This window comes from Bradyrhizobium aeschynomenes, from assembly GCF_013178945.1.
In the GTDB taxonomy this organism is placed as follows: Bacteria; Pseudomonadota; Alphaproteobacteria; order Rhizobiales; family Xanthobacteraceae; genus Bradyrhizobium; species Bradyrhizobium aeschynomenes.
In genome coordinates this window covers 484,449-505,932 of sequence record NZ_JABFDM010000002.1, presented here as the reverse complement: position 1 = coordinate 505,932, position 21,484 = coordinate 484,449, and the positions used below count along the sequence as shown (strand labels likewise).

Here is a 21,484-nt window from a genome sequence, read left to right as displayed (position 1 = left end):
GGCGCCATTTTCGGCAGCCGTGCTCCTCGGGTCGCCTTCCGGCAGATGGCCGATCCGTCGAGGTTGGGATCAAAGTGTGACCGTTCGACGACGGCGGACGCGACGTCACGTCGCTTTGCGTGGGACGTCGGTCTCCTCACTCCTCGAGCGCCCGCTTCAGCCGGCGGATGATGACGCCGCGGGCGCGGTCGTCGGCCGCCTGCTCGATACGCGCGTGAATGTCGAGCAGCAGGCCCGACATGTCGTTGTGCCAGTCGAGCCGCGTCACGGCTTCCGGTGCGAGCCGCCGCCGGCGTGCCACGTCGAGCGGCGTCGGCACGGCCTGCGTGAGCTCATAGACGTCGTCGAGCAGGGGCGAGAACACCTTTGCAGCCGGCACGATGCGCTCGGCGACGCGCTCGGCCAGTGCCGCAATTGCCGCCTCCTCGCCATGCGACAGGAATAGCCCGCGTGCGATGGGACGGCGGGCCGCGATCCAGCGCGCGATCTCGGCGCCATCGGCATGGCCGGAATAGTCGTCGATCATGCGGATGCGCGCCGCGACCTTGATCTCCTCGCCCTGGATGCGCACCGCCTTGACGCCGTCCTGCAGGAAGCGCCCCAGCGTGCCGTTGGCCTGGTAGCCGACCAGCAGCACGGTGGCGCGGTTGTTCCACAGCCAGCGCTTGAGATGATGGCGGATGCGGCCGGCATCGCACATGCCGCTGGCCGCGATGATGATGTGAAAGCCGGTCAGCTTGGCGATCGCCTTGCTCTCGTCGACGGTCTCGGTGAACCTCAGATGCGGCGACGACAACAGGCGGCCGACATCGCTGCCGCCATCGAGGCTCTCGGTGTGCGCGCGAAACACCTCGGTGGCGTGGATGGCGAGCGGCGAGTCGAGGAACACCGGCGCGGCCGGAATCTCGCCCTTCTCCATCAGGCCGACGAGATCGACGATCAGCTCCTGCGTCCGCTCGACCGCAAAGGCCGGGATCAGCAGCGCGCCCTTGGCGGAAGCCGCGTCGCGCACCTCGCCGGCGAGACGGCTGCGGCGCAGCTCCGGCGTGGTCGGCTCGCGAATGCGGTCGCCATAGGTCGCCTCCGAGATCACGTAGTCGAAGCCTTCCGGCGCTTTCGGGTCCGGCTGCAGCAGCTTGGCATCGGGCCCGACATCCCCGGAGGCCAGCAGCCGCAGCGGGGCGCCATCGGCGCCTTGGCCGGCGAATTCGATCTCGATCGACGCCGAGCCCAGCAGATGGCCGGCATTCCAATAGCGGGCGCGAACGCCGGGGATGATGTCGGTCCAGGTCTCGTAGGGAACAGCTTGAAAATATTGCAGCGATGCGATCGCGTCGGCCTGGGTGTAGATCGGGCTGACCTCGTCGCGTCCGCGCGCGATGTTGCGGCGGTTCAGCGCCAGCACCTCCTGCTCCTGGATGTTGCCGGCATCGGGCAGCATCCATGAGCAGAGATCGATGGTCCCGCGCGTGGCGAAGATCTTGCCGTCGAAGCCCATGCGAACGAGCTTCGGCAGCAGACCGCTATGGTCGATATGCGCATGCGTCAGCAGCACCGCGTCGATGTCTTCAGGGCGGAACGGGAAGTCACTATAGTTGAGCTCCTTCAGCGTCTTCTGGCCCTGGAACAGGCCGCAATCGATCAGGAACTGGCCCTTGTCGGTGCGCACCAGATAGCAGGACCCGGTGACGGTGTGCGCGGCACCGCAGAAGCGAACGGTCACACTCATGCGGCGGTCTCCCATGAACGATGCATCGATGTGCGGCAATGGCCGATCACGGAGGACCGTTTGCCACGCCGGCGAAGGAATAGCCGTGATTGGCGCCGGCTGCCGCCGCGGCCAGATCATGCTCCGACGGGTCGCAGGTGAACACGCGATAAAGTGGCTCACCCTGGTCGACGCGGTCGCCGATCTTCTTGAACAGCCTGATGCCGGAGCCCTTGTTGACGGGGGCGCCGGCGGTGCGCGCCAGCCTGTTCAGCCGCAGGCAATCGATCGCGGAGACGATGCCGTCGTGCTCGGCCTTGACGTCGAAGGCGAGATCGCCGAGCTCGCTGCGGCATTCCGGCGGGCCCTGGGCATCGATGATCTTCAGCATCTGCTTGAGCGCGGCGCCGCTGTCGAGCAGCTCGCGCGCCCTGTCATAGCCGGCGCCGCCGCGCAGCTTCGGGTCGTAGTCGAGCAGATGCGCGGCGAGTCGCAGCGACTTCTCGCGCAGGTCTGCGGGCGCCGACGGCTCGTTGCCCAGCACCGCCATCACGTCGCGCGCCTCCAGCACCGGGCCGATGCCGTTGCCGATCGGCTGGCGGCCGTCGGTCGTGATCACCTCGACCTTCAGGCCGAAGCGGTCGCCGACGAACTCGAACAGCTTGCGCAGGCGCATCGCCTCCGCGCCGCTGGTGAGCTTGGCGGTCGGGCCGACCGGCAGGTCGAGCAGCAGATGCGTCGAGCCGGCGGCAAGCTTCTTCGAGATGATCGAGGCGACCATCTGCTCGCGGGTGTCGAGGCTGAGCGGACGTTCGACCGAGATCAGGATGTCGTCGGCCGGCGACAGATTGACGTGGCCGCCCCAGATCACGCAGCCATTGCAGGCCGCAACGATCGACTTCATCTCGTCGGCGCCGACATTCACCCGCGCCAGCACCTCCATCGTATCGGCGGTGCCGGCCGGCGAGGTGATCGCGCGCGAGGAGGTTTTTGGAATGGTGAGGCCGTGGGCGGCGACGATCGGCACCACCACCATCGAGGTGCGGTTGCCGGGGATGCCGCCGATGCAGTGCTTGTCGACCACGACCGGATCGGGCCATTTCAGTTGTGTGCCCGCATTGGCCATCGCGCGGGTCAGCGCCAGCAACTCGCCCGAGCTCATGAAGCTGGCCGATCCGATCAGGAAGGCGGCGATCTCCATGTCGGAGTAGCGGTAGTGGGCGAGATCCTCGATCACGGCCGCGATCGCCTGGTCGCTCAACGTCTCGCCGCGGATCTTGGCGCGCACCGCTTCCAGGCTTTCGGGCGGGGTGGCCGGCGACACCGTCGCCAGCGTGCCGGGAGCTTCCGCGAAGCGGCGCATCGCCGGCTCCGACAGGCCGATCTCGTCGGGACCGACCAGCGCGTCGTCGTCGGTGATCAGAAGGGTCGCCAGCAGCGTTCGCGAGTTGCAGCGCAGCTCGACCCGGCTGAAGCCGCGGAACACTTCGGGACGCAACGCCTTGGAACGGCGCGAGATCACGACCACGTTCTCGCGGCCCGTATCGAGCGCAACGCTGCGGATCTTGAGCTGAGGGCGGGCAGAATCTGCAATGATCATGGTCGGCACGATAGAGCTTATGCCGGCCGTTGCCAGGACGGTTGACCCAGATCATGCCGCGCCATCTGCCGGACAAGCCGAATTTTTTCTGAATGTGTCAGGCGGAAATTCAGCTGCGGCGCATCCGTCCGAGGGGGGCCGGCCGGATGGCCGCAAACAGCAAAAAGTAGCGAACTCAGTGTGTTGCGGTCTGCTTCGGCCAAAACGGCTGAGCGTCGGAGCAGGCGCGCATTCTTCTACGGCGTCCGAATCCGGGCTGTGCGGCTCCCTGATCGGGTTAACCGATTGTTCAAGCCGATGGCCCAGGGTTTCCGTGGGGCGTCCGTCCCGGCCTTTGCGCGCGCCGTCCGGCGTGTCCGCTGATCGAGCCCGACCGGAGTGGTAGATGCGGCAGTTGATTGCGAGCTTCCTGAAGAATCAGGCTGGCGCGACCTCGATCGAATACGCCATCATTGCCGGTGGATTGAGCATCGTGATCCTTGCGGCCGTGAATGGTCTCGGCTCCGGCCTGAGCAGCAAGTTCGGCTCGATCAACAGCTCGATCAAGTAGCAGGCTCTTCAAAGCGGCCAGTCAGGTCTCGGGTGTCGTGATCCCGCACGGCGCCTGCTGCACTGCGCCCGTCCCATTGTGCCACGTGTCGTCTGCTGCAACGTACGACGCTTCCGGCGGGGGCATCGCCGGAAGCTCGTGGCAGCAGTCAAGGGGTCGAGGTCGGCGTCACCAGTTGCGCTGGGCGCGCAGCAGCATGCTCACCGTGTCCTGGTCCTTGAGCTGGTAGATCGCAGCCGGCTTGGCCGTGCTGGCGACGGCCGGAGCGATCACCGCGCCCGAATATTTCTGGTCGAGATGGCTGTAGGTCACGTCGGCCGAGAAGGTCAGGCCCTTCACCGGAGTCCAGCGGGTGATGACGCCGATCTGTCCGAGATTGAAGTCAGGATTGCAGGTGGAACCGGCAGTCAGCATCGCGGTCGCGGCGATGCCGGCGCAGATGAGGCTCGATCCCGTCTGTCCATAGCGCACCTGGGCGTAGGCGCCGTACAACGCCGAATTCCAGCGCGGATCCCAATTGTGGGTGAAGGCACCGCGCATGCCCCAGGTCTGCACGGTCGACAGGCCCGTGCCGGCGCCGAACACTGCGTCGCCGACGCCGGCGAAGCCGATGCTCTGATAGGCGCCGGCCACGTTGGTGCCGCCATACATCGCGTAGGTCGTGTTGGCGAGGCTCTGGAAGTTGTAGCGGCTCGCGCCATCGGTATAGACCGCCTGCAGGTTGATGATGTCGCCCGGACCGGTCGGGATGTTCTTGATCGACAACGCCAGTTGCGCGGCCCAGCCCCACTTGTCGGAGGGGTGACCCGAGGTCTCGGCCGCACCGTAATAGGCGGCATGATTGTCATGTGCGGCGAATGACGCCTGGAACAGGCCCCACGCCTGGTCGACACGAACCATGCCGATGATGTCGGGCGCGACAGTGCCGCCGAACGCGCTCGAGCCGTAGTTGCCGCCGAGCACGCCGGAGGCGGTGATGCCGGACGTGTTCCAGATGTTGGTGGTGAAGAACTGCGTCTGGTCCTCCAGCGAGACCGCGGCGGTGATGCCCTGACCGAGATCGGCCGTGTAGGTGAGCTGGTTGACGCCGTTATTGGAGCCGCTACCGCCGACGAGGCCGTCGAAATTGTTGCCGGGATAGTTGGTCCAGGGAGCGTCGAAGGTCGACACCGCCTTGCCCATCGTGAAGCCGGCGAACTGAATGAAGGCGTAGTAGACGCCGACGATGCCGCCCGAGATGGCGTCGCCCGTGTAGGAGGTTGCGCCGGTGCCGGAGCCGGTTCCCGCAGCGGAACCCGACGTCCAGCTGAAGACGGCATCGAAATAGGTGCGCACCACGCCGTATTCGGTCGCGGTGCGCGTATCGATGTTGACGTCCTGGCGTGCGCGGGTCTGATAGCGGTTGCTCAGGCGATTGTCGGCGCCGGCCACGCCGCTATAGGCGCCGCCATAGTTGCTGTTCGTCCACATCGCGGTCTCGGCGCGCAGATAGCCGCCGAGCTTGATGCAGGTGTCGGTGCCCGGAATGTAATAGAAGCCCGTGCCGTACAGCGAGCACACCTTCACATATTCGACAGCCTTGGCCTTCAAGGGAAGGTCTGCGGCCTGAGCCGCCACGGCGGACAGTATCACTGCTCCCGATCCGAGTAGCAGGCCCCTCAACGTCTTCATGTCCGTTTCTCCGGTTGATCGACGATTCACACGGTCCCCGCCGCGTGTCGCCTCTGGCTTCGCCAGATCGCTGCTGCTCTCACACCTGCATCTGATTTCCGGCCGATCGGCTCGGCGCGCGGAACGATTGAACAAAGTGTGCATGAGCCGATTTCAATTTGATGAATGTGCTCTGGTTTGCGCGTGCTCCGGGCGATCGTCGTTAACGCGCTCTCGCTCGACCCGACTCCGCCTCGGGCACGCTTTCGTTTTGGCCTCTGCGTGTCGATCTGTTAATGGTGCCAATCGTGAATAGGGTAGGTGGGAATCCCGAATAATCCCGGTCTCACGATCAAGACGTCATCATGCGGTCGCCTTCGTCGGCGCCGCGCGATGAGTTTCCGAGTTGCGCCTGACGAACTAGCGGCGGTTGGGCTCAACGTGGATGGACGGTCGATGGGACGTCGCCGCAACCAATCCGCTCGTGCCGTACTCTGCCGCGCGCGAAATGGCGCCCAGGGTGGTGCCACTGCGCCAGCGCTTGACGAAGTCTAGAAAGACCTGCAGCGGCATCGGCGGTTGGCGGCGGCTCGGATGATACAGAAACAGCCCGGGCGTGGCGTAGCCCCAATCGGGCAGCAGCCGCACCAGCCGTCCTTCGGCAAGATGCGCTTCGATCATCGGCTCGACGAGGTAGGCGACACCGATGCCGTCGAGTGCGGCGTTCAGGGCGAGATCGAAATCGTTGACGATGAGGGAGCCGTCCACGGCAATTTCGGTGCGCTCGCCGCCTTTGTCGAAGATCCATGGCTGCAGCGTATCGTCAGCAGGGACCCGATGCCGAATGCAATTATGGATCTGGAGATCCTCGGGAACGGCTGGCGCGGGACGTGACGCGAGATAGGCCGGCGCGGCAACCGCGACGAAGCTGCACTCGTCGAACACGCGGATGACCTTCATGTCGCGCTCTACCCGGTGGCCGGCTCGGATGCCGGCATCGAAGCGATTGCGCACGATGTCACTGTTGGTGTCGTCGACAGCCAGCTCGAGGTGGATGTCCGGATATTCGGCCAGGAACGACCTGATCAAGGGGCCAAGCCCTCGCAGGGCGAACACGCGCGATACGGTCAGGCGCAACGTGCCCATCGGCTTGTCGCGGAACGCGTTGATGCTCTCGATCGCCTGGTCGACACGTTCGAGGATCGGCTGAATTTCCGCCAGCAGGCGTTCGCCGGCTTCCGTGAGGGCCACGCTGCGCGTCGTGCGGTTGAACAGCCTGACGTCCAGCCTCTCCTCGAGGCTCTTGATGGTTTGACTGATGGTGGGCAAGGAGCAGCCGAGGTGAGCGGCAGCCTTGGTGAAGCTCAACGAATCCGCGACGGCCGCGAACGCGGAGAGCTCAGACAGCTGAACCCGTGCCATCGCTAGGCGCGCTGCACCGGGCGTCGGTTCACGTCGTTCTGAAACATCCACATCCCCCTGAACGTTATGTCGCGCAGAAGGGACCACTCCGCCAATGTCGATCCCACCATCATCGATCGAGTATTTCCCCTGTCCCGCAGGAGGCCATACCGGATCGTTACCCGCGCCGGAGAGCTAGGCGCGTCCTGCTCATTCCGCAAGCATCGAAACCCTGTCTGGGCGATCACAAATCCGCGCCTGATCGTGGGATCGGCACTTCCCGGTTCGACTCACCTGATGCACACAGGCGTCGGGTGCGAAGTGAGCATGAGGCCAACTCGCCCGCCGCGCCAAGGTCGAGGGAGGCCATGGGAACTCGTGCGCCATTCGACGGGGCCGGAGGTCTTCGACGGACCCGGCCTCAGCTCGCCTTGCGCGAGCGGGCCGGCGCTCTGGCCGGCTTCTCGGACTTTTTCGGCTCTTCCGCCTTCTTCGGCTCGTCCTTGGCCTTCTTGCCGCTGATCGGCAGCAGCATCTCGCGCTGCCCCTCGACGCGCTTCTTCGGCTTCTTGGCCTTCGCCTTCGGCGCAGGGGCGGCGGCGGGCGGCTTGTCGCCCTCGCTGGCAAGGCTGCGCTTCAAGGCGTCCATCAGGTTGATCACGTTGCCGCTCGTCTTCGGCGCCGCCTTGGCCGTGATGGTCACACCGTTGCGCTTCTTGTTGATCAGCTCGATCAGCGCTTCCTCGTAGTGATCCTCGAAATTCTCCGGCTGGAAGTCTGCCGATTTCTTCTCGACGATGTGCTTGGCGAGATCCAGCATGTCGCTGGTGATCTTCACGTCCTGGATGTCGTCGAAATAGTCCTGCTCGTTGCGCACTTCGTAGGGGTAGCGCAGCAGCGTTCCCATCAGGCCCTTGCCGAGCGGCTCCAGTGCGATGATGTGCTCGCGGTTGGTCAGCACCACGCGGCCGATCGCGACCTTGTCCATGCTGCGAATGGTCTCGCGAATGACGGCGAATGCATCGTGACCGACCTTGCCGTCGGGCACGAGGTAGTAGGGACGGATCAGATAACGGCTGTCGATATCGGTGCGCGGCACGAACTCGTCGATCTCGATCGTGTGCGTTGACTCCAGGGCGATGTCGTCGAGCTCGTCCTTGGTCACCTCGATATAGGTGTCGGTGTCGACCTTGTAGCCCTTGACGATGTCGTCATTGGCGACTTCCTCGCCGGTCTCGGCGTCGACCCTGCTGTATTTGATGCGGTGGCCGGTCTTGCGGTTGATCTGGTTGAAGGAGACCTTTTCGGACTCCGATGTCGCCGGATAGAGCGCGACCGGACAGGTCACGAGCGACAGCCGCAGAAAACCCTTCCAATTGGCGCGCGGGGCCATGATCTACTCCACTCAACTGCAAACTGACGGGCGTGCTCCCCGGACCGGGCTGCTGCGCATGTAGTTCTCGCGGCGGCCGCGAGGATAACATCGCAGGCTGCGGATTCAACAAGTGTGCCCAGAGATTCTGAGAGCGGCGTTAACTGGTCGCAGCCGGGCCGGTCGCCGGAACATCATGTGGCGGCCGACGTTGCCAACGGGAGCAACGAACAGAGCGCGATACCGCGTTCGAATGTGAATATTAGCGAGCTGAGGGCGCCATGGCCACGAGACGACAGTCGCAGATCGTCGAAACTCCCACCGAAGCGAGGCAGGGTGAGCCGGGCCCGTCAGTCCTGGCGATGCTGGCCATCTCCACCGGGCTGGCGCTGCTGGTCCTGGGCCTGGTGTGGTTCGTGTTCTTCCACACCTGATGATACCCGCAGCGGGGACGGCGCGGGATGACCGGTCGTAGCCCGCGTCACCCCGCCCGAGCCTGCCGCTTCCCTACGATCCAGCCCGGCCGCATGGCCGGGCTTTTCATCGTCACTCCCCAGAGCTTATATCCGCCCCAATTCTGTCGGCGCCTTGCCGGCGGCCCCGATCGAGATGACCAAAATGTAACTTGGTCGGTCGGGTTCCGTTCATGCGCGGTTCACGGCCCTCCGGTTCATCTTGAGGGCGGAAATCGTGCAGTTCAGCTTTGGAGGCAAGCGTGCGTCTGCTCGTTGTCGAGGACGATCCGGATCTCAACCGTCAGCTCACCACGGCCCTGAGCGACGCCGGCTACGTCGTGGACCGTGCGTTCGACGGTGAGGAGGGGCATTTTCTGGGTGACAGTGAGCCCTATGACGCGGTCGTGCTCGACATCGGCCTGCCCAAGATGGACGGCATCTCGGTGCTGGAGGCCTGGCGGCGCAATGGCCGGGCGATGCCGGTCCTGATCCTGACCGCGCGGGATCGCTGGAGCGACAAGGTGCAGGGCTTCGATGCCGGAGCCGACGACTACGTCGCCAAGCCATTCCATCTCGAGGAGGTGCTGGCGCGCATCCGCGCGCTGCTGCGTCGCTCCGCCGGCCATGCCCAGAGCGAATTGACCTGCGGCCCCGTCACGCTCGATACCCGTACGGGTAAAGTCAGCGTGTCAGGCAATCCCGTCAAGATGACCTCACACGAATACCGCCTGCTGTCGTATCTGATGCACCATTCCGGCCGCGTCGTCTCCCGCAGCGAGCTGGTCGAGCATCTCTACGATCAGGATTTCGACCGCGACTCGAACACCATCGAGGTCTTCGTCGGCCGCATCAGGAAGAAGCTCGACTGCGACGTGATCCAGACCGTGCGCGGACTCGGCTATCTGCTGACCCCGCCGCCGGCCGCGGGGGCCTGATCCGTGTCCGGCGCCTGCCATTGAGGTGGCCGGGCGCCGGCCGTTTCGCTAGTTTGCGGTCATGCGCCAGAGTTCACTTGCCACCCGGTTGTTCCTGTCCGCGACCGCGTGGCTCGTGGTCATCCTCGCCATCACGGGCATCGTGCTGTCCTCGGTCTATCGCAACGCGACCGAGCGTGCGTTCGACCGTAGGCTCAATCTTTATCTCCGCACGCTGATCGCGGAGGTCGCCACCCCCGACGATCCGCCCGACCGGCAATTCCAGTCGCTCGGCGAGCCGCTGTTCGAGTTGCCGCTGTCCGGCTGGTACTGGCAGATCACCCGCACCGACGCCGACAAGCCGGAGGTGCGGGCGTCGCGCTCGCTGTGGGACAAGAAGCTTCCCAAGCTGGAGGAGCAGGGGATCGAGCTGACCGCCGCCGGTATCCGGATCGGCTATGTCGAGGGACCGGAGAACCAGGATCTGCGCATGGTCGAACGCCCGGTCGATCTCGGCTCCGACGGCAAATTCCTCGTCAGCGTCGCCGGCGATGCCACCGAGATCTTCGACGAGACCCGCAGCTTCGACTATTACCTCGGCGGCACGTTCACGGCGCTCGGCATCGTGCTGCTGCTCACCACGGTCTTCCAGGTCAATTATGGCCTCGCCCCGTTGAAGCGCATCTCGGAGGCGATCGCCGATATCCGCTCCGGCCGGGCCGAGCGGCTGGAGGGCGAATTTCCGGTCGAGATCGCGCCGCTGGCGCGCGAGACCAATGCGCTGATCGACGCCAATCGCGAGATCGTCGAGCGGGCGCGGACCCATGTCGGCAATCTCGCCCACGCCATCAAGACGCCGCTCTCGGTGATCGTCAACGAGGCCACCACCCATGCCGCCGATCCGTTCGCGGCCAAGGTGATGGAGCAGGCGGACGTGATGCGCGACCAGGTCGCCCACCATCTGGAGCGCGCGCGGATCGCCGCCCGCGTCACCATCGTCTCGACGGTCACCGAGGTGGCGCCGGCAATCGAGGCGCTGCGCCGCACCATGGAGAAGATCTACCGCGAGCGCAGCCTGACCGTGGAGGCGACCGCCGATCCCGCCGCCCGGTTTCGCGGCGAACGCCAGGATCTGGAGGAGATGGTCGGCAATCTCATCGACAATGCCTGCAAATGGGCGGCATCGCGGGTCTCGGTCGAGGTCACGGTGCAGCCGCCGGCCCAGGCGGGGGCCACCTCGATGCTGCGGATCGTCGTCGACGACGATGGGCGGGGTCTGTCGGCGGTCGAACGCGCCCAGGTGTTGCGGCGCGGCCAGCGGCTGGACGAATCCAAGCCGGGATCGGGGCTCGGCCTGTCGATCGTCAGCGATCTGGCGGCACTCTATGGCGGGCAGCTGACCCTGGGCGATGCGCCGGTCGGGGGGCTCCGGGCCGAGCTGCGGCTGCCCGGCGTTTAACGGGGGCGGCGAATTTCGCCATCCTAAAGGTGTTCTTAATACCGCGGACGTTATGGTCGGGGCCGGGGTGCGCGATGTGCGCTCTCGCCGTGGAAATTTGCACGCCGGCGCATGGGTCAGACAGCTCACGAGCGATTGAGGGAATATCTCGGGCAGCTGCCGCCGAACGCGCAGTCGCTCCTGATGCGCGAGTTCGAGCGCGCCATCGAGCGCGGCCAGGACGTTGCCGTGGCGACCCTGGTGCTCGAGCAGCTGCGCAAGGTGGTCCGTCCGGCAGCCGCCGTTGCACCGCCGCCGCCGGCCGCTCCGCCCGCGCGTCCGCCACAACCCATCGAGGCCCGACCGCAGGCGCGCGAGGAGCGCCGCCAGAGCGGCGACGGCCCGCGCCGGCTGTTCCGGCCGCTGGAGCCGTTCCTCACCGATTCCACCGGCCCGTTGCGTCCCGGCCAGATTCGCCGCGCCTCGCTGCTCGCGGTCTGGCAGTGGCTCGGCCGCGAAGGCGCGCCTGAGCGCTATGCCGAGTTCGATGCCGCGATGTCGGCCGGAAGCGACAGCTCGCGCGAGGTCGAGGTCGCCGCGCGCAAGCTGCAGCTCGCCGCCGCCGAGGCGCTGATGAAGCTGGTCGGCCCCAACGCCACCGGCGACCGCCAGCGCCTGCTCGCCCGCATCGGGTCGCCCAGCGTGATCGAGGATCTGCTGCCGATCGCGCTGGTGCTGCAGAACCGCGAGGCGCTCGACGGCCTCAACGGCCGGCTGCCCGGCATCATCCGCGTGCTCGGCGATTCCCAGATCGCCTCCGTCACCGACGCCATCAACGTGCCGTCGCTGCAGACGCCCTTGATGCTGCCCTTCGCGCTGTCGCTGGTGATGCAGCGGCTCGCCGCGCCCTGGCAGATCATCCGCCTGGCCACCAAGATCGCGGCCTCCGACGACGAGATCCGCGTCGCGGCGACGCCGTTCGGCGTCGCCGTCACCATCGCGCTCAACGACCTGGCGAACCTCGCTGCAAGCCTGCGCGCCGACATTCGCCGCGGGCACTTCTCCAATCTCGGCGACACGCTGAAGACGCTGCATGACGGCGTCCGCGGCCTGCGCACCGAGCTCGACCTGCGCTCCGAATCCAATTGGGGCAAGCAGCTGACGGCGATCCGTGCCGATATCTCCAACGCGCTGCAATCCGAGATCGACAGCGTGCCCGGCCGCGCGCGCCGAATCCTGCGTCAGCGCGCCGACAAGGACATTCCGGCCGGCGCCGGAGTCGACGGCGGCGAGGTCGAGGAGGTGGCGGCGCTGATCGAGTTCGTCGCGGTGTGCCGCAACTATGCCGGCGAGCTCGCGATCAACGAGGTGACGCTGCGGACTTACACCGATCTGCAGCAGTATGTCGAAAAGGCGACCGAGGCTCTGGTGCAGTCGCTGCGTTCGGGCGATGCGCGGGCGCGCGCCTATCGGCAGTCGCAGGTGTCGGCGGCGATCCGCTTCTGCCACGTGCTGTTCGGCAACGACTACGCCCAATTGATGAGTAGGTCGGCCGAAAACGCCATGAACGGCGAGCGAAAATCCTCGCGCGCCGGCTAGATCTTTTGCTATCCTGGGCTCGTTTTCTCGTACGCAATTTTAGGTTGACCCCACCCGGGAACCACGCATAGGTTCCCGTCGCCAGGTTCCAGACGATTTCATCAAGACCATGATTTCGACAATCAACTTCGTCGAGGTCGAGAATCGCGTCGTCAGCGCGACCTATCGCAACCTCATGATCAAGGCCAAGGTCGTGCTCGTCGACAAGACGAGCGGGGCACAGCTGACTGATCCCATCACCACCATCGCCTCGCCGGTGCCGGTCGGATCGTTGCGGATCCGGCTCACCGACCGTGTCAGGCCGGGGACCTATTTCCTGGTCGCCCTCAACGGTCACGGCAGCTACCTCGCCAAGAGCGCCGAGTTCGAGGTGTCCTAAGTTACGTAATCGTCCTGAGTTTTTTGGCCCGACCGGCTGGGTTACCAGGGGGCAATTGTGAATTGCCGCCGGGAACGGTGCTGGTTAAAAGCGGCCCCGACGCGCGCCTGCCGGTGGGCGCTGACTGGAACTCTGTCCGATGACGCGTTGGGTCCAATGACTCTCTGGTTCGTGTTCGCCGTGATGACGGCTGCGGCGATCTTCGCCGTCCTGCTGCCGCTCGGCATGGGCGCGCGCACGCCCTCGGACGGCCGCGAGGTCGCCGTCTACAAGGACCAGCTCGCCGAGATCGAGCGCGACGTCGAAAGCGGGCTGATCGGCAAGGTCGAGGCGGAAGCGGCCCGGGTCGAGATCGGCCGGCGGCTGCTGGCCGCGGCGGACCAGGAAAGCGAGGCTTCGGCCAAGCCGAGCCTCGGGCTGCGCCGCGCCGCCGCGGTGCTGGCACTGATCGGCCTGCCGGTCGTGGCGCTCGCCGTCTATCTGCCGCTCGGCTCGCCGCGATTGCCGGATTTTCCGCTGACCGCCCGCGCCAAGCCGGCCGACGGCTCGCAGCCGCTGGAGACGCTGGTGTCGCAGGTCGAGCAGCACCTGCAGAAGAACCCGACCGACGCCCGTGGCTGGACCGTGCTGGCCCCGGTGTTGGCGCGGCTCGGCCGCACCGAGGACGCCATTCGCGCCTATCGCAACGTCATTGCCTATGCTGGCGACGGCGCCACCAAGCGCGCCGATCTCGGGGAGATGATCACGGCCGCGGCCAGCGGCGTCGTCACCGCCGAGGCCAAGGCCGAGTTCGAGCGCGCCCATGCGCTCGATGCCGACGAGCCCAAGGCGAATTATTATCTCGGGCTGGCCGCCGAGCAGGATGGCCGCAAGGACGATGCCGCGGGGATCTGGCGGGGGATGCTGGGCAAGGGCCCGGCGGATGCGCCGTGGCGGCCGCTGGTCAGCGCCGCGCTCGCCCGCGTCGGCGGCGGCGAGGTGCCGGCGCTGCCGAGCGAGGCGATGGCGGCCGCCAAGGACATGAGCGCCGGCGACCGCGACGCGATGATCCGCGGCATGGTCGACCGGCTGGCGACGCGGCTGAAGCAGAATGGCGACGACGCCGAGGGCTGGCTGCGGCTGGTGCGCGCTTATGTCGTGATGGGTGATCTCGACAAGGCCAGATCGGCGTTGTCCGATGCGCGGCAGGCCGTAAAGGACGCGGAGCAGTTGCGGCAGCTCAACGAGAGCGTGAAGACGTTCGGGCTGGATGGATGAGCGGCGCTTCCGCCGCGGGGATGTTGGGATGACACGCAAGCAGAGGCGTTTGACGATCATCGGTGGTGCGCTGTTCGTGCTCGCGGTCGCAGCCGGACTGGTGCTGAATGCGCTGCGCGACTCCATCGTGTTCTTCTCGACGCCGACCATGGTCGCGGAGAAGCATGTTCCGCCCGGCAAGCGCTTCCGCCTGGGCGGCCTGGTGCAGCCGGGCTCGCTGAAGCGCGGCGCCGATCTCGCGGTCAGCTTCGAAGTCGCCGACGGGGGCGCCAAGCTCCCGGTCGCCTACAAGGGCATCTTGCCGGATCTGTTCCGCGAAGGGCAGGGCGTCGTCGCCGAGGGCGCGCTCGATGCTTCCGGCGTGTTCAAGGCCGATACCGTGCTGGCCAAGCATGACGAGACCTACATGCCGAAGGAAGTCGCCGACAGCCTGAAGAAGCAGGGCCATTGGAAGGACGATTACGGCAAGCCGCAAGCCGGCGCCAAACCGGGCCCGGTGTCGATGCGCGAGGGCGAGAAGACCGCCGCAGGAGCGACGCAGTGATTGCAGAGAGCGGACATTATGCCCTGGTGCTGGCGCTGGCGCTGGCGCTGATCCAGTCGACCGTGCCGATGCTCGGCGCCGCCCAACGCGACGTCGCGCTGATGAATGTCGGCCGCTCCGCCGCGCTGGCGCAGCTGCTGTTCGCTGGGCTGTCCTTCATCGCGCTGATCACCCTGCACGTGACCTCGGATTTCTCCGTCGCCAACGTGTTCGAGAACTCGCACTCGATGAAGCCGCTGCTCTACAAGATCACCGGCGTCTGGGGCAATCATGAAGGCTCGATGCTGCTGTGGGTGTCGATCCTGGCGCTGTTCGGCGCGATGGTCGCGCTGTTCGGCAACAACCTGCCGCTGTCCTTGCGTGCCCGCGTGCTCGCGGTGCAGGCCTGGGTCGCCGCGGCCTTCTATCTGTTCATCCTGACCACCTCGAATCCCTTTGCCCGTCTGGCCAATCCACCGATCGAGGGCCGCGACCTCAATCCGGTGCTGCAGGACATCGGCCTCGCCGTGCATCCGCCGATGCTCTATCTCGGCTATGTCGGTTTCTCCATTTCGTTCTCGTTCGCGATCGCCGCCCTGATCGAGGGCCGCATCGATGCGGCCTGGGCACGCTGGGTGCGGCCGTGGACCCTGATGGCCTGGATCTTCCTGACGCTCGGCATCGCCATGGGCTCGTACTGGGCCTATTACGAGCTCGGCTGGGGCGGCTGGTGGTTCTGGGACCCCGTCGAGAACGCCTCGCTGATGCCCTGGCTCGCCGGCACCGCGCTGTTGCACTCCGCCGTCGTGATGGAGAAGCGCAACGCGCTCAAGGTCTGGACCATCCTGCTGTCGATCCTGACCTTCTCGCTGTCCTTGCTCGGCACCTTCCTGGTGCGCTCCGGCGTCATCACCTCGGTGCATGCCTTCGCCAGCGATCCGACGCGCGGCGTGTTCATCCTCGGCATCCTCGTGCTGTTCATCGGCGGCAGCCTCACGCTGTTCGCCGGCCGCGCCACGGCGCTGAAGCAGGGCGGGCTGTTCGCGCCGATCTCGCGCGAGGGCGCGCTGGTGCTCAACAATCTGCTGCTCACCGTGTCCTGCGCCACCGTGCTGTTCGGCACGCTCTATCCCGTCATCATGGAGGCGCTCGACTTCAAGCTCTCGGTCGGCGCGCCCTTCTACAATCTCACCTTCGGCCCGCTGTTCGCGCTGCTCTTGCTGATGGTGCCGTTCGGCCCGATGCTGGCGTGGAAGCGCGGCGATCTCGTCGCCGCCATGCAGCGGCTGCTCGCGGCCGGCATCACCGCGCTGGTGGCGATCGCGATCGCTTGGGCGTGGGCGCGCGGCGGCAGCGCCCTGGCGCCGCTCGGCATCGGTCTCGGCGTGTTCGTCATCACCGGCGCCATGGTCGACCTGGTCGAGCGCAGCGGCCTCGCGCGCGTGCCGTTCAAGACCGCACTGCATCGCACCCGTGGCCTGCCGCGCTCGGTGTGGGGCACGGCGTTCGCGCATGCCGGGCTCGGCATAGCCCTGCTCGGCATCGTCTGCGAGACCACCTGGAACAGCGAGCTGATCTCTACGCTCCATCCGGGCGACGTCCGCAACCTCGCCGGCTACCAGATCAAGTTCGACGGCATGACCCAGCGCCAGGGCCCGAACTTCGCCGAGGTGATCAGCACCTTCGTCATCAGCGAGGACGGCCGGCAGCTCGCGGTAATGACGCCGAGCAAGCGCAGCTTCGCCACCAGGGGCATGTCGACGACGGAAGCGGCGCTGATGACGCGCGGCGTCAGCCAGCTCTACGTCTCGCTCGGCGACACCACCGCCGATGGCGGCCTCGCCGTGCGCATCTATCACAAGCCGCTGGTGCTGCTGATCTGGTTCGGCCCGGTGCTGATGGCGTTCGGCGGACTGCTGTCGCTGTCGGATCGCCGCCTGCGTGTCGGCGCGCCGCAGCCCGCGCGCGGCCTGCGCGCGATGCAGCCAGCGGAGTAGGGCGGATGCGACGCGTTCTCAGCGCCCTCGCGTTCGCGCTGCTGCTGCTCGCGGCCCCCGCGGCGCAGGCGGTGCAGCCCGACGAGGTCATGTCTGATACCGCCAAGGAGCAGCGCGCCCGCGCGCTGTCGCGCGAGCTGCGCTGCATGGTCTGCCAGAACCAGTCGATCGACGATTCCGACGCGCCGCTGGCGCGCGACCTGCGCCTCCTGGTGCGCGAGCGTCTCGCCGCCGGTGACAGCGACAGTCAGGTGCTCGACTTCCTGGTCGCACGCTACGGCCAGTTCGTGCTGCTCAAGCCGCGCTTCGAGCGCCAGACCCTGCTGCTCTGGCTGTTGCCGCCGGTGCTCCTGCTCGGCGGCGGCCTCGCGCTGTGGTGGCAGGTCCGCCGCCGCGGCCAGCGCGGTGCCGAGGCTACGCCGAAGCTGACGGCGGAGGAGGAGGCGCGGCTTGCTGCGCTGATGGCCGCGGAGCAGCAGCCGCCGGCGTCGTGAAGCGCGCTGCTCATGGCCGACGTGCCGCGCCGGGCGCGGAGCTGCCTCTCATGGTGAGGAGGCACGTAGCGCCGTCCGTCCAGCATGTCCCGTGCCGGATCCTCATTCCCCGCAAACCCCCGTGCTCGCCGCGCCCCCACGCTTTCATCTTATTTTACCCTTTGTCTGGAAATGTGCGGAGGACATTCCGTGTGACGCGTTCCGGGCAAAGCCAATGTTCTCCAACAGCAATCTGACGATCCGCTTCCTCGTGGGAGGCGTCGTGGCGTCTCTCCTCATGTTGCTGGCGATCGGCGGCGGCACCGGCTTCATCGCGGTGCTCTATCTCAACAATCAGATCACCAGCCTGTCGGCGGACTTCGCCAGCCTCAGCGGTCCGGCGCGCGACCATGCCACCCTGACCTATCAGCAGGCGCAGTCGGCGTTCTCCTGGTTCCTGATCGCCTGCGTCGCCATCGCCGTGTTCGCCAGCGCCGTCTGCCTGATGACCTACGCCGCCGTGCAGAACGGCATCCTGCGTCCGCTGGCCGCGATGGTCAGCGCCATGCGCGACGTGGCCGACCAGAAATACGACACCCGCATTCCCGGCCTCGGCCTGTCCAACGAGATCGGCCAGTTGGCCGGCGCGTTGGAGGTGTTCAAGACCAACGGCATCGAGCGCCAGCGCCTCACCGAGCGGGAGCTGCAGGAGGCGCAGCGCCAGGGCGAGCGCTCGCGCTATCTCGACGGCCGCATCCATTCGTTCAACGAGCTCGTCGCCAGCGTCGTCGGCAGCGTGGCCGCGTCGGCCGTGCGGCTGAAGAGCAATGCCGAGACCTTGTCGCGCGCAGCCAACGACACCTCGGCCAAGGCGAATGCGGTCGAGGCCGCCGCCAATCACGCCAACCGCAGCGTGCAGACCGTGGCCGGCTCGGCCGAGGAGATGTCGAGCTCGATCGGCACCATCAGCCGCCGCGTCTCCGATGCCACCCAGCGCGCCGAGGGCGCGGCGTCGCAGGCCGAGAAGAGCAAGAACACCATTCATTCGCTGTCGGACGCCGCCGAGAAGATCGGCACCGTGGTGCAGCTCGTGCAGGCGATCGCCGCGCAGACCAATCTGCTGGCGCTGAACGCCACCATCGAGGCCGCCCGCGCCGGCGAAGCCGGCCGGGGCTTCTCGGTCGTGGCGTCGGAGGTGAAGAACCTCGCCAATCAGACCAGCAAGGCGACCGACGAGATCTCGGCCCATGTCGCCAGCATCCAGGGCATCACCGCCGAGACCCGCGGCGCCATCGACGGCATCTCGACCACGCTGTCCGAGATCAGCGCCATCATGTCCGGCATCGAGGTCGACACCTCGCAGCAGCGCAACGCCACCCAGGACATCTCCAAGAGCGTCCAGGAAGCCGCCCGCGGCACCCTCGACGTCTCCAACCACATCGCCCAGATCTCCTCCACCTCCGCCGAAACCGGCCGCCTCGCCACCGACGCCCGCGACGCCGCCGGCGAGCTGTCGCAACAGGCCGAGACGCTGAAGCGCGAGGTCGATGCGTTCATCGTCAGCGTCAAGGCGAGCTGATCCCGCGACCTGCGCCACACGACAACAGCCAGCCATCATCTCCGCCGTCATTCCGGGGCATTCGCGGCACGCGAATGAGCCCGGAATCCATAACCACGAGCGGCCATGATGGCGACGGGCTGTCGCTACATCTCGCTCCAACACCGACAGCCGTGGCTATGGATTCCGGGCTCGCGCTGTCGCGCGCCCCGGAATGACGGCGGAGGAAGCGTCGTCTCGCCATGACGCACAGCCGTCGCCCAGCCCTCCGCTGTCGTCCCTGCGAACGCAGGGACCCATAACCACAGGGAGATGTCGTGGGGCGGGCTGTCGGACCAGTATAGCAGGTCTCCGGCATCCAGGCCGCCACCGAGGAGTCGGTCGGCTCGATCAAGGAGATCGGCAGCACCATCGGCCGCCTGTCGGAAATCTCCGCCGCCGTGGAAGAGCAGGGCGCCGCGACGCAGGAGATCTCCCGCAACGTCCAGCACGCCGCCAACGGCACCCAGCGCGTCTCGCGGAATATCGACGACGTGCAACGGGGGGCGTCGGAGACAGGCTCCGCGTCGTCGCAGGTGCTGGCTGCGGCACGGTCGCTGTCGGCAGAGAGCGGGCGATTGAAGCGCGAGGTGAGTAGGTTCTTGGGGTCGTTGCAGGCGGCGTGAGGTGGGGCGAGGTGTTGCTTCGACCGAAAAGTGAAAAGTAAGGTCGATGAGCGCAGTGCGTTGCCCGAGGCCACGGCTGATCGGCCGGGATTTTCTGCATACACCGGATGCGCATAGCGACATCTGAGACCACACGGGCTGTAGAGGTGAACCCGTATGTAACTGCGCTCATCCGGGCACGCTCGCTGGCCTATTTAGGTTCTACGATAAGCACCCAACGCTCGGTCGATGTGCGGAAACGCTGAGTCGTAAACACCTGCGTCCGGTCCAATTTTATCTTGGTGGGCGATCGCCAAACTTCGGAAAGAAGAATCAGTAACCGAGCATTGATGGCCGGTAGTCTGAGCTGATTCTGGCTAATTTCGTTGGGAGGATCGGAGACCAATTCTTCGTTGTCTTCGTCATTGAAAACCCGATCGCTATGTTCATCCCAGCCCGCGACACAAACGTAAGGAAGCAGTTGTCTGCTCAGGATTGAAAGCCCGATGATGTTGATGTTCAGCCAATGAAGACGTTCCTCATATCCTGCGTTGAGAAGAAAGAGAACCTTCCGCTCTCGGCCGACGATTTCCAAGAATTTCGTCTTGGTTACAAGGGCGCCGCCACAAAATACGAAAGGCAATTCTCCTGGATCGCCGCCTATCGCGTCGATCCGCTCTGCACTCCTTATTCGCTCCTGGAGCCCAAATTTGTCCTCGGTGATTAAGTGGGCCTGTTCCGATGCCCATGCCGCTAGAACGTCCTTAGGCACGTTATGCCGCGCCCTGCCGCGAGATGCGTCGGACGTTTCGCCTGTCAAGAGACCTACACACCAATCAGCGGCAGCCGCAACATTGAACCCTCCAACGGCAATGCCCGAAGTGCTTCGTTCAATGTGTAGGGGAGCGCGCCTGTCGATCGATGCACAAATGGCTGCACGGCCAAAAATATTGCCGTTTTGGTCTCTCAGGACTCGTAGTAAGGGAGCATGGGCGTTCAAAAAATCAGTGTCCGGAAAGTCGCCGGCGAGTTCAGTAAGAAATTGCCCGGAGTCGACAGCGGTCCAATTTGCAGCATGGTGATGCTTTGCATTGAGTGTCTCGAAAACAATGTCGACGTCGACGCCTGACACGAGGCGGATCATTTGGCTTAGCTGCTCAGGTACCCATTCGTCTAACCGAATTTTTTTGTGCGGGCCTCTAGGCAAGAAGAATCGTACATCATCGTCTTCATTGTTGACTATTTTATCATCAAGCTTAACGCTTACAGTGGTGACATAGTCTTCGAGCAGCTCTTCTGGATTCGGAAGTCGTACAATTGGCCGCGATCCTATATTCTCAAATTCAAGCACTTTCGCATCTACTTTTCCTGCGTCGCAACGTCGGCTAGTTACCTTAACTCGGTCGCCGAGAAGGAAAACTGAGAAAAAGCCAATCCCGAACTTTCCGATCACTTGGAGTCCGCTGCTTTCTAAGCCGGGCCATTCATCTCTTAGAGCATGCGTTCGCCAGAATGAATTTCCAAAATCCAAGAGGGCCCCAGTTAGTGTGGCTTCCGACATGCCTATGCCCGTGTCGTCAACATGAAGCCACGTGTCTGACGATGTTTTTTCGATGCGCAGGCGAACGGTGCCCCAGGTATTCGAGCGCTGGCTGACTATTCGCCTAGCCCTAACTGCGTCGACTGCATTCTGAAGCAGCTCTCGTACGGGCGCGAGAAAATTCGGTCCATATAGGTTTCGGCCACCCAATGTTTGAGCAAGATGGATTGGATTACTTACCCTGATTTCTGCGTTAACTGGTTTCCAGCCGCTTACTCGGATATAATTGGAAAGTGCGATCGGATCGCTTGTGCCGGCGACTTGTTTAATTGCGAAAGGCGACAGTCCATTGTCGCGCAGCACTGAATTTGATTTGCGAATTTCGTTGTCCAACATCGTCAGTGTATCATAACATAACCACCAAGC

Annotated in this window: 17 protein-coding genes and 1 pseudogene; 12 read left to right on the top strand and 6 right to left on the bottom strand. The window is 65.3% G+C overall.

What is annotated here, in order from left to right; genetic code table 11:
- Positions 1-136 precede the first annotated feature (136 nt).
- A complete protein-coding gene (locus HL666_RS06980) occupies positions 137-1,729 on the bottom strand; it encodes an MBL fold metallo-hydrolase (RefSeq protein ID WP_172180571.1) in 1,593 nt (530 codons plus the stop codon).
- 46 nt (positions 1,730-1,775) lie between these two features.
- A complete protein-coding gene (locus tag HL666_RS06975) occupies positions 1,776-3,308 on the bottom strand; it encodes a thymidine phosphorylase family protein (protein WP_172180569.1) in 1,533 nt (510 codons plus the stop codon).
- 385 nt (positions 3,309-3,693) lie between these two features.
- Between HL666_RS06975 and HL666_RS06970 the strand changes: the two genes are divergently transcribed.
- Positions 3,694-3,858 (top strand): Flp family type IVb pilin, encoded by a 165-nt coding sequence (locus HL666_RS06970; RefSeq protein ID WP_172113699.1) that lies wholly within the window; start codon positions 3,694-3,696, stop codon positions 3,856-3,858.
- Between the two features lie 168 nt (positions 3,859-4,026).
- Here HL666_RS06970 and HL666_RS06965 read toward each other — a convergent pair whose 3' ends face one another.
- The 3 genes from HL666_RS06965 to ku form a co-directional block, all read right to left on the bottom strand.
- Positions 4,027-5,529, bottom strand: coding sequence for a porin (locus tag HL666_RS06965; protein WP_172180567.1), 1,503 nt, complete (start codon positions 5,527-5,529; stop codon positions 4,027-4,029).
- Between the two features lie 399 nt (positions 5,530-5,928).
- Positions 5,929-6,930, bottom strand: coding sequence for a LysR family transcriptional regulator (locus HL666_RS06960; RefSeq protein WP_172180963.1), 1,002 nt, complete (start codon positions 6,928-6,930; stop codon positions 5,929-5,931).
- Positions 6,931-7,330: 400 nt separating this feature from the next.
- Complete coding sequence (ku, locus tag HL666_RS06955) at positions 7,331-8,302, bottom strand: non-homologous end joining protein Ku (RefSeq protein WP_172180565.1); 972 nt, start codon at positions 8,300-8,302, stop codon at positions 7,331-7,333.
- A gap of 260 nt (positions 8,303-8,562) precedes the next feature.
- On the opposite strand from ku, the gene HL666_RS06950 reads away from it, so the two are divergent.
- From HL666_RS06950 to HL666_RS06900, 11 genes and pseudogenes are all read left to right on the top strand, one after another.
- Entirely contained in the window at positions 8,563-8,715 is a 153-nt protein-coding gene (locus HL666_RS06950) for a hypothetical protein (RefSeq protein WP_172113702.1), read from the top strand.
- Between the two features lie 281 nt (positions 8,716-8,996).
- Complete coding sequence (locus HL666_RS06945) at positions 8,997-9,671, top strand: response regulator transcription factor (RefSeq protein ID WP_172113703.1); 675 nt, start codon at positions 8,997-8,999, stop codon at positions 9,669-9,671.
- 61 nt (positions 9,672-9,732) lie between these two features.
- Positions 9,733-11,109, top strand: a complete 1,377-nt coding sequence (locus HL666_RS06940) for an ATP-binding protein (protein ID WP_172131038.1) — start codon at positions 9,733-9,735, stop codon at positions 11,107-11,109.
- Positions 11,110-11,220: 111 nt separating this feature from the next.
- A complete protein-coding gene (locus tag HL666_RS06935) occupies positions 11,221-12,687 on the top strand; it encodes a hypothetical protein (RefSeq protein ID WP_172180563.1) in 1,467 nt (488 codons plus the stop codon).
- A gap of 109 nt (positions 12,688-12,796) precedes the next feature.
- A complete protein-coding gene (locus HL666_RS06930; RefSeq protein WP_172113706.1) occupies positions 12,797-13,066 on the top strand; it encodes a hypothetical protein in 270 nt (89 codons plus the stop codon).
- 156 nt (positions 13,067-13,222) lie between these two features.
- Positions 13,223-14,323, top strand: coding sequence for a c-type cytochrome biogenesis protein CcmI (gene ccmI / locus HL666_RS06925; RefSeq protein WP_172180561.1), 1,101 nt, complete (start codon positions 13,223-13,225; stop codon positions 14,321-14,323).
- A gap of 28 nt (positions 14,324-14,351) precedes the next feature.
- Positions 14,352-14,867 (top strand): cytochrome c maturation protein CcmE, encoded by a 516-nt coding sequence (gene ccmE, locus HL666_RS06920; RefSeq protein WP_172180559.1) that lies wholly within the window; start codon positions 14,352-14,354, stop codon positions 14,865-14,867.
- Positions 14,864-16,843: a heme lyase CcmF/NrfE family subunit gene (locus HL666_RS06915; RefSeq protein ID WP_172180558.1), complete on the top strand. Its 1,980-nt coding sequence runs from the start codon at positions 14,864-14,866 to the stop codon at positions 16,841-16,843. The genes ccmE and HL666_RS06915 overlap by 4 nt, the downstream gene beginning before the upstream one ends.
- 5 nt (positions 16,844-16,848) lie before the next feature.
- Positions 16,849-17,337: a cytochrome c-type biogenesis protein gene (locus HL666_RS06910; RefSeq protein ID WP_172180556.1), complete on the top strand. Its 489-nt coding sequence runs from the start codon at positions 16,849-16,851 to the stop codon at positions 17,335-17,337.
- 214 nt (positions 17,338-17,551) lie between these two features.
- Positions 17,552-18,895: a methyl-accepting chemotaxis protein gene (locus tag HL666_RS06905; protein ID WP_172113711.1), complete on the top strand. Its 1,344-nt coding sequence runs from the start codon at positions 17,552-17,554 to the stop codon at positions 18,893-18,895.
- A gap of 323 nt (positions 18,896-19,218) precedes the next feature.
- Positions 19,219-19,539: pseudogene (locus tag HL666_RS06900) on the top strand (methyl-accepting chemotaxis protein); the annotation flags it as partial.
- A 190-nt stretch (positions 19,540-19,729) separates the two neighbouring features.
- Here the strand turns inward: HL666_RS06900 and HL666_RS06895 are convergent.
- Positions 19,730-21,454: an ATP-binding protein gene (locus tag HL666_RS06895; protein WP_446471655.1), complete on the bottom strand. Its 1,725-nt coding sequence runs from the start codon at positions 21,452-21,454 to the stop codon at positions 19,730-19,732.
- Between the last annotated feature and the right edge of the window lie 30 nt (positions 21,455-21,484).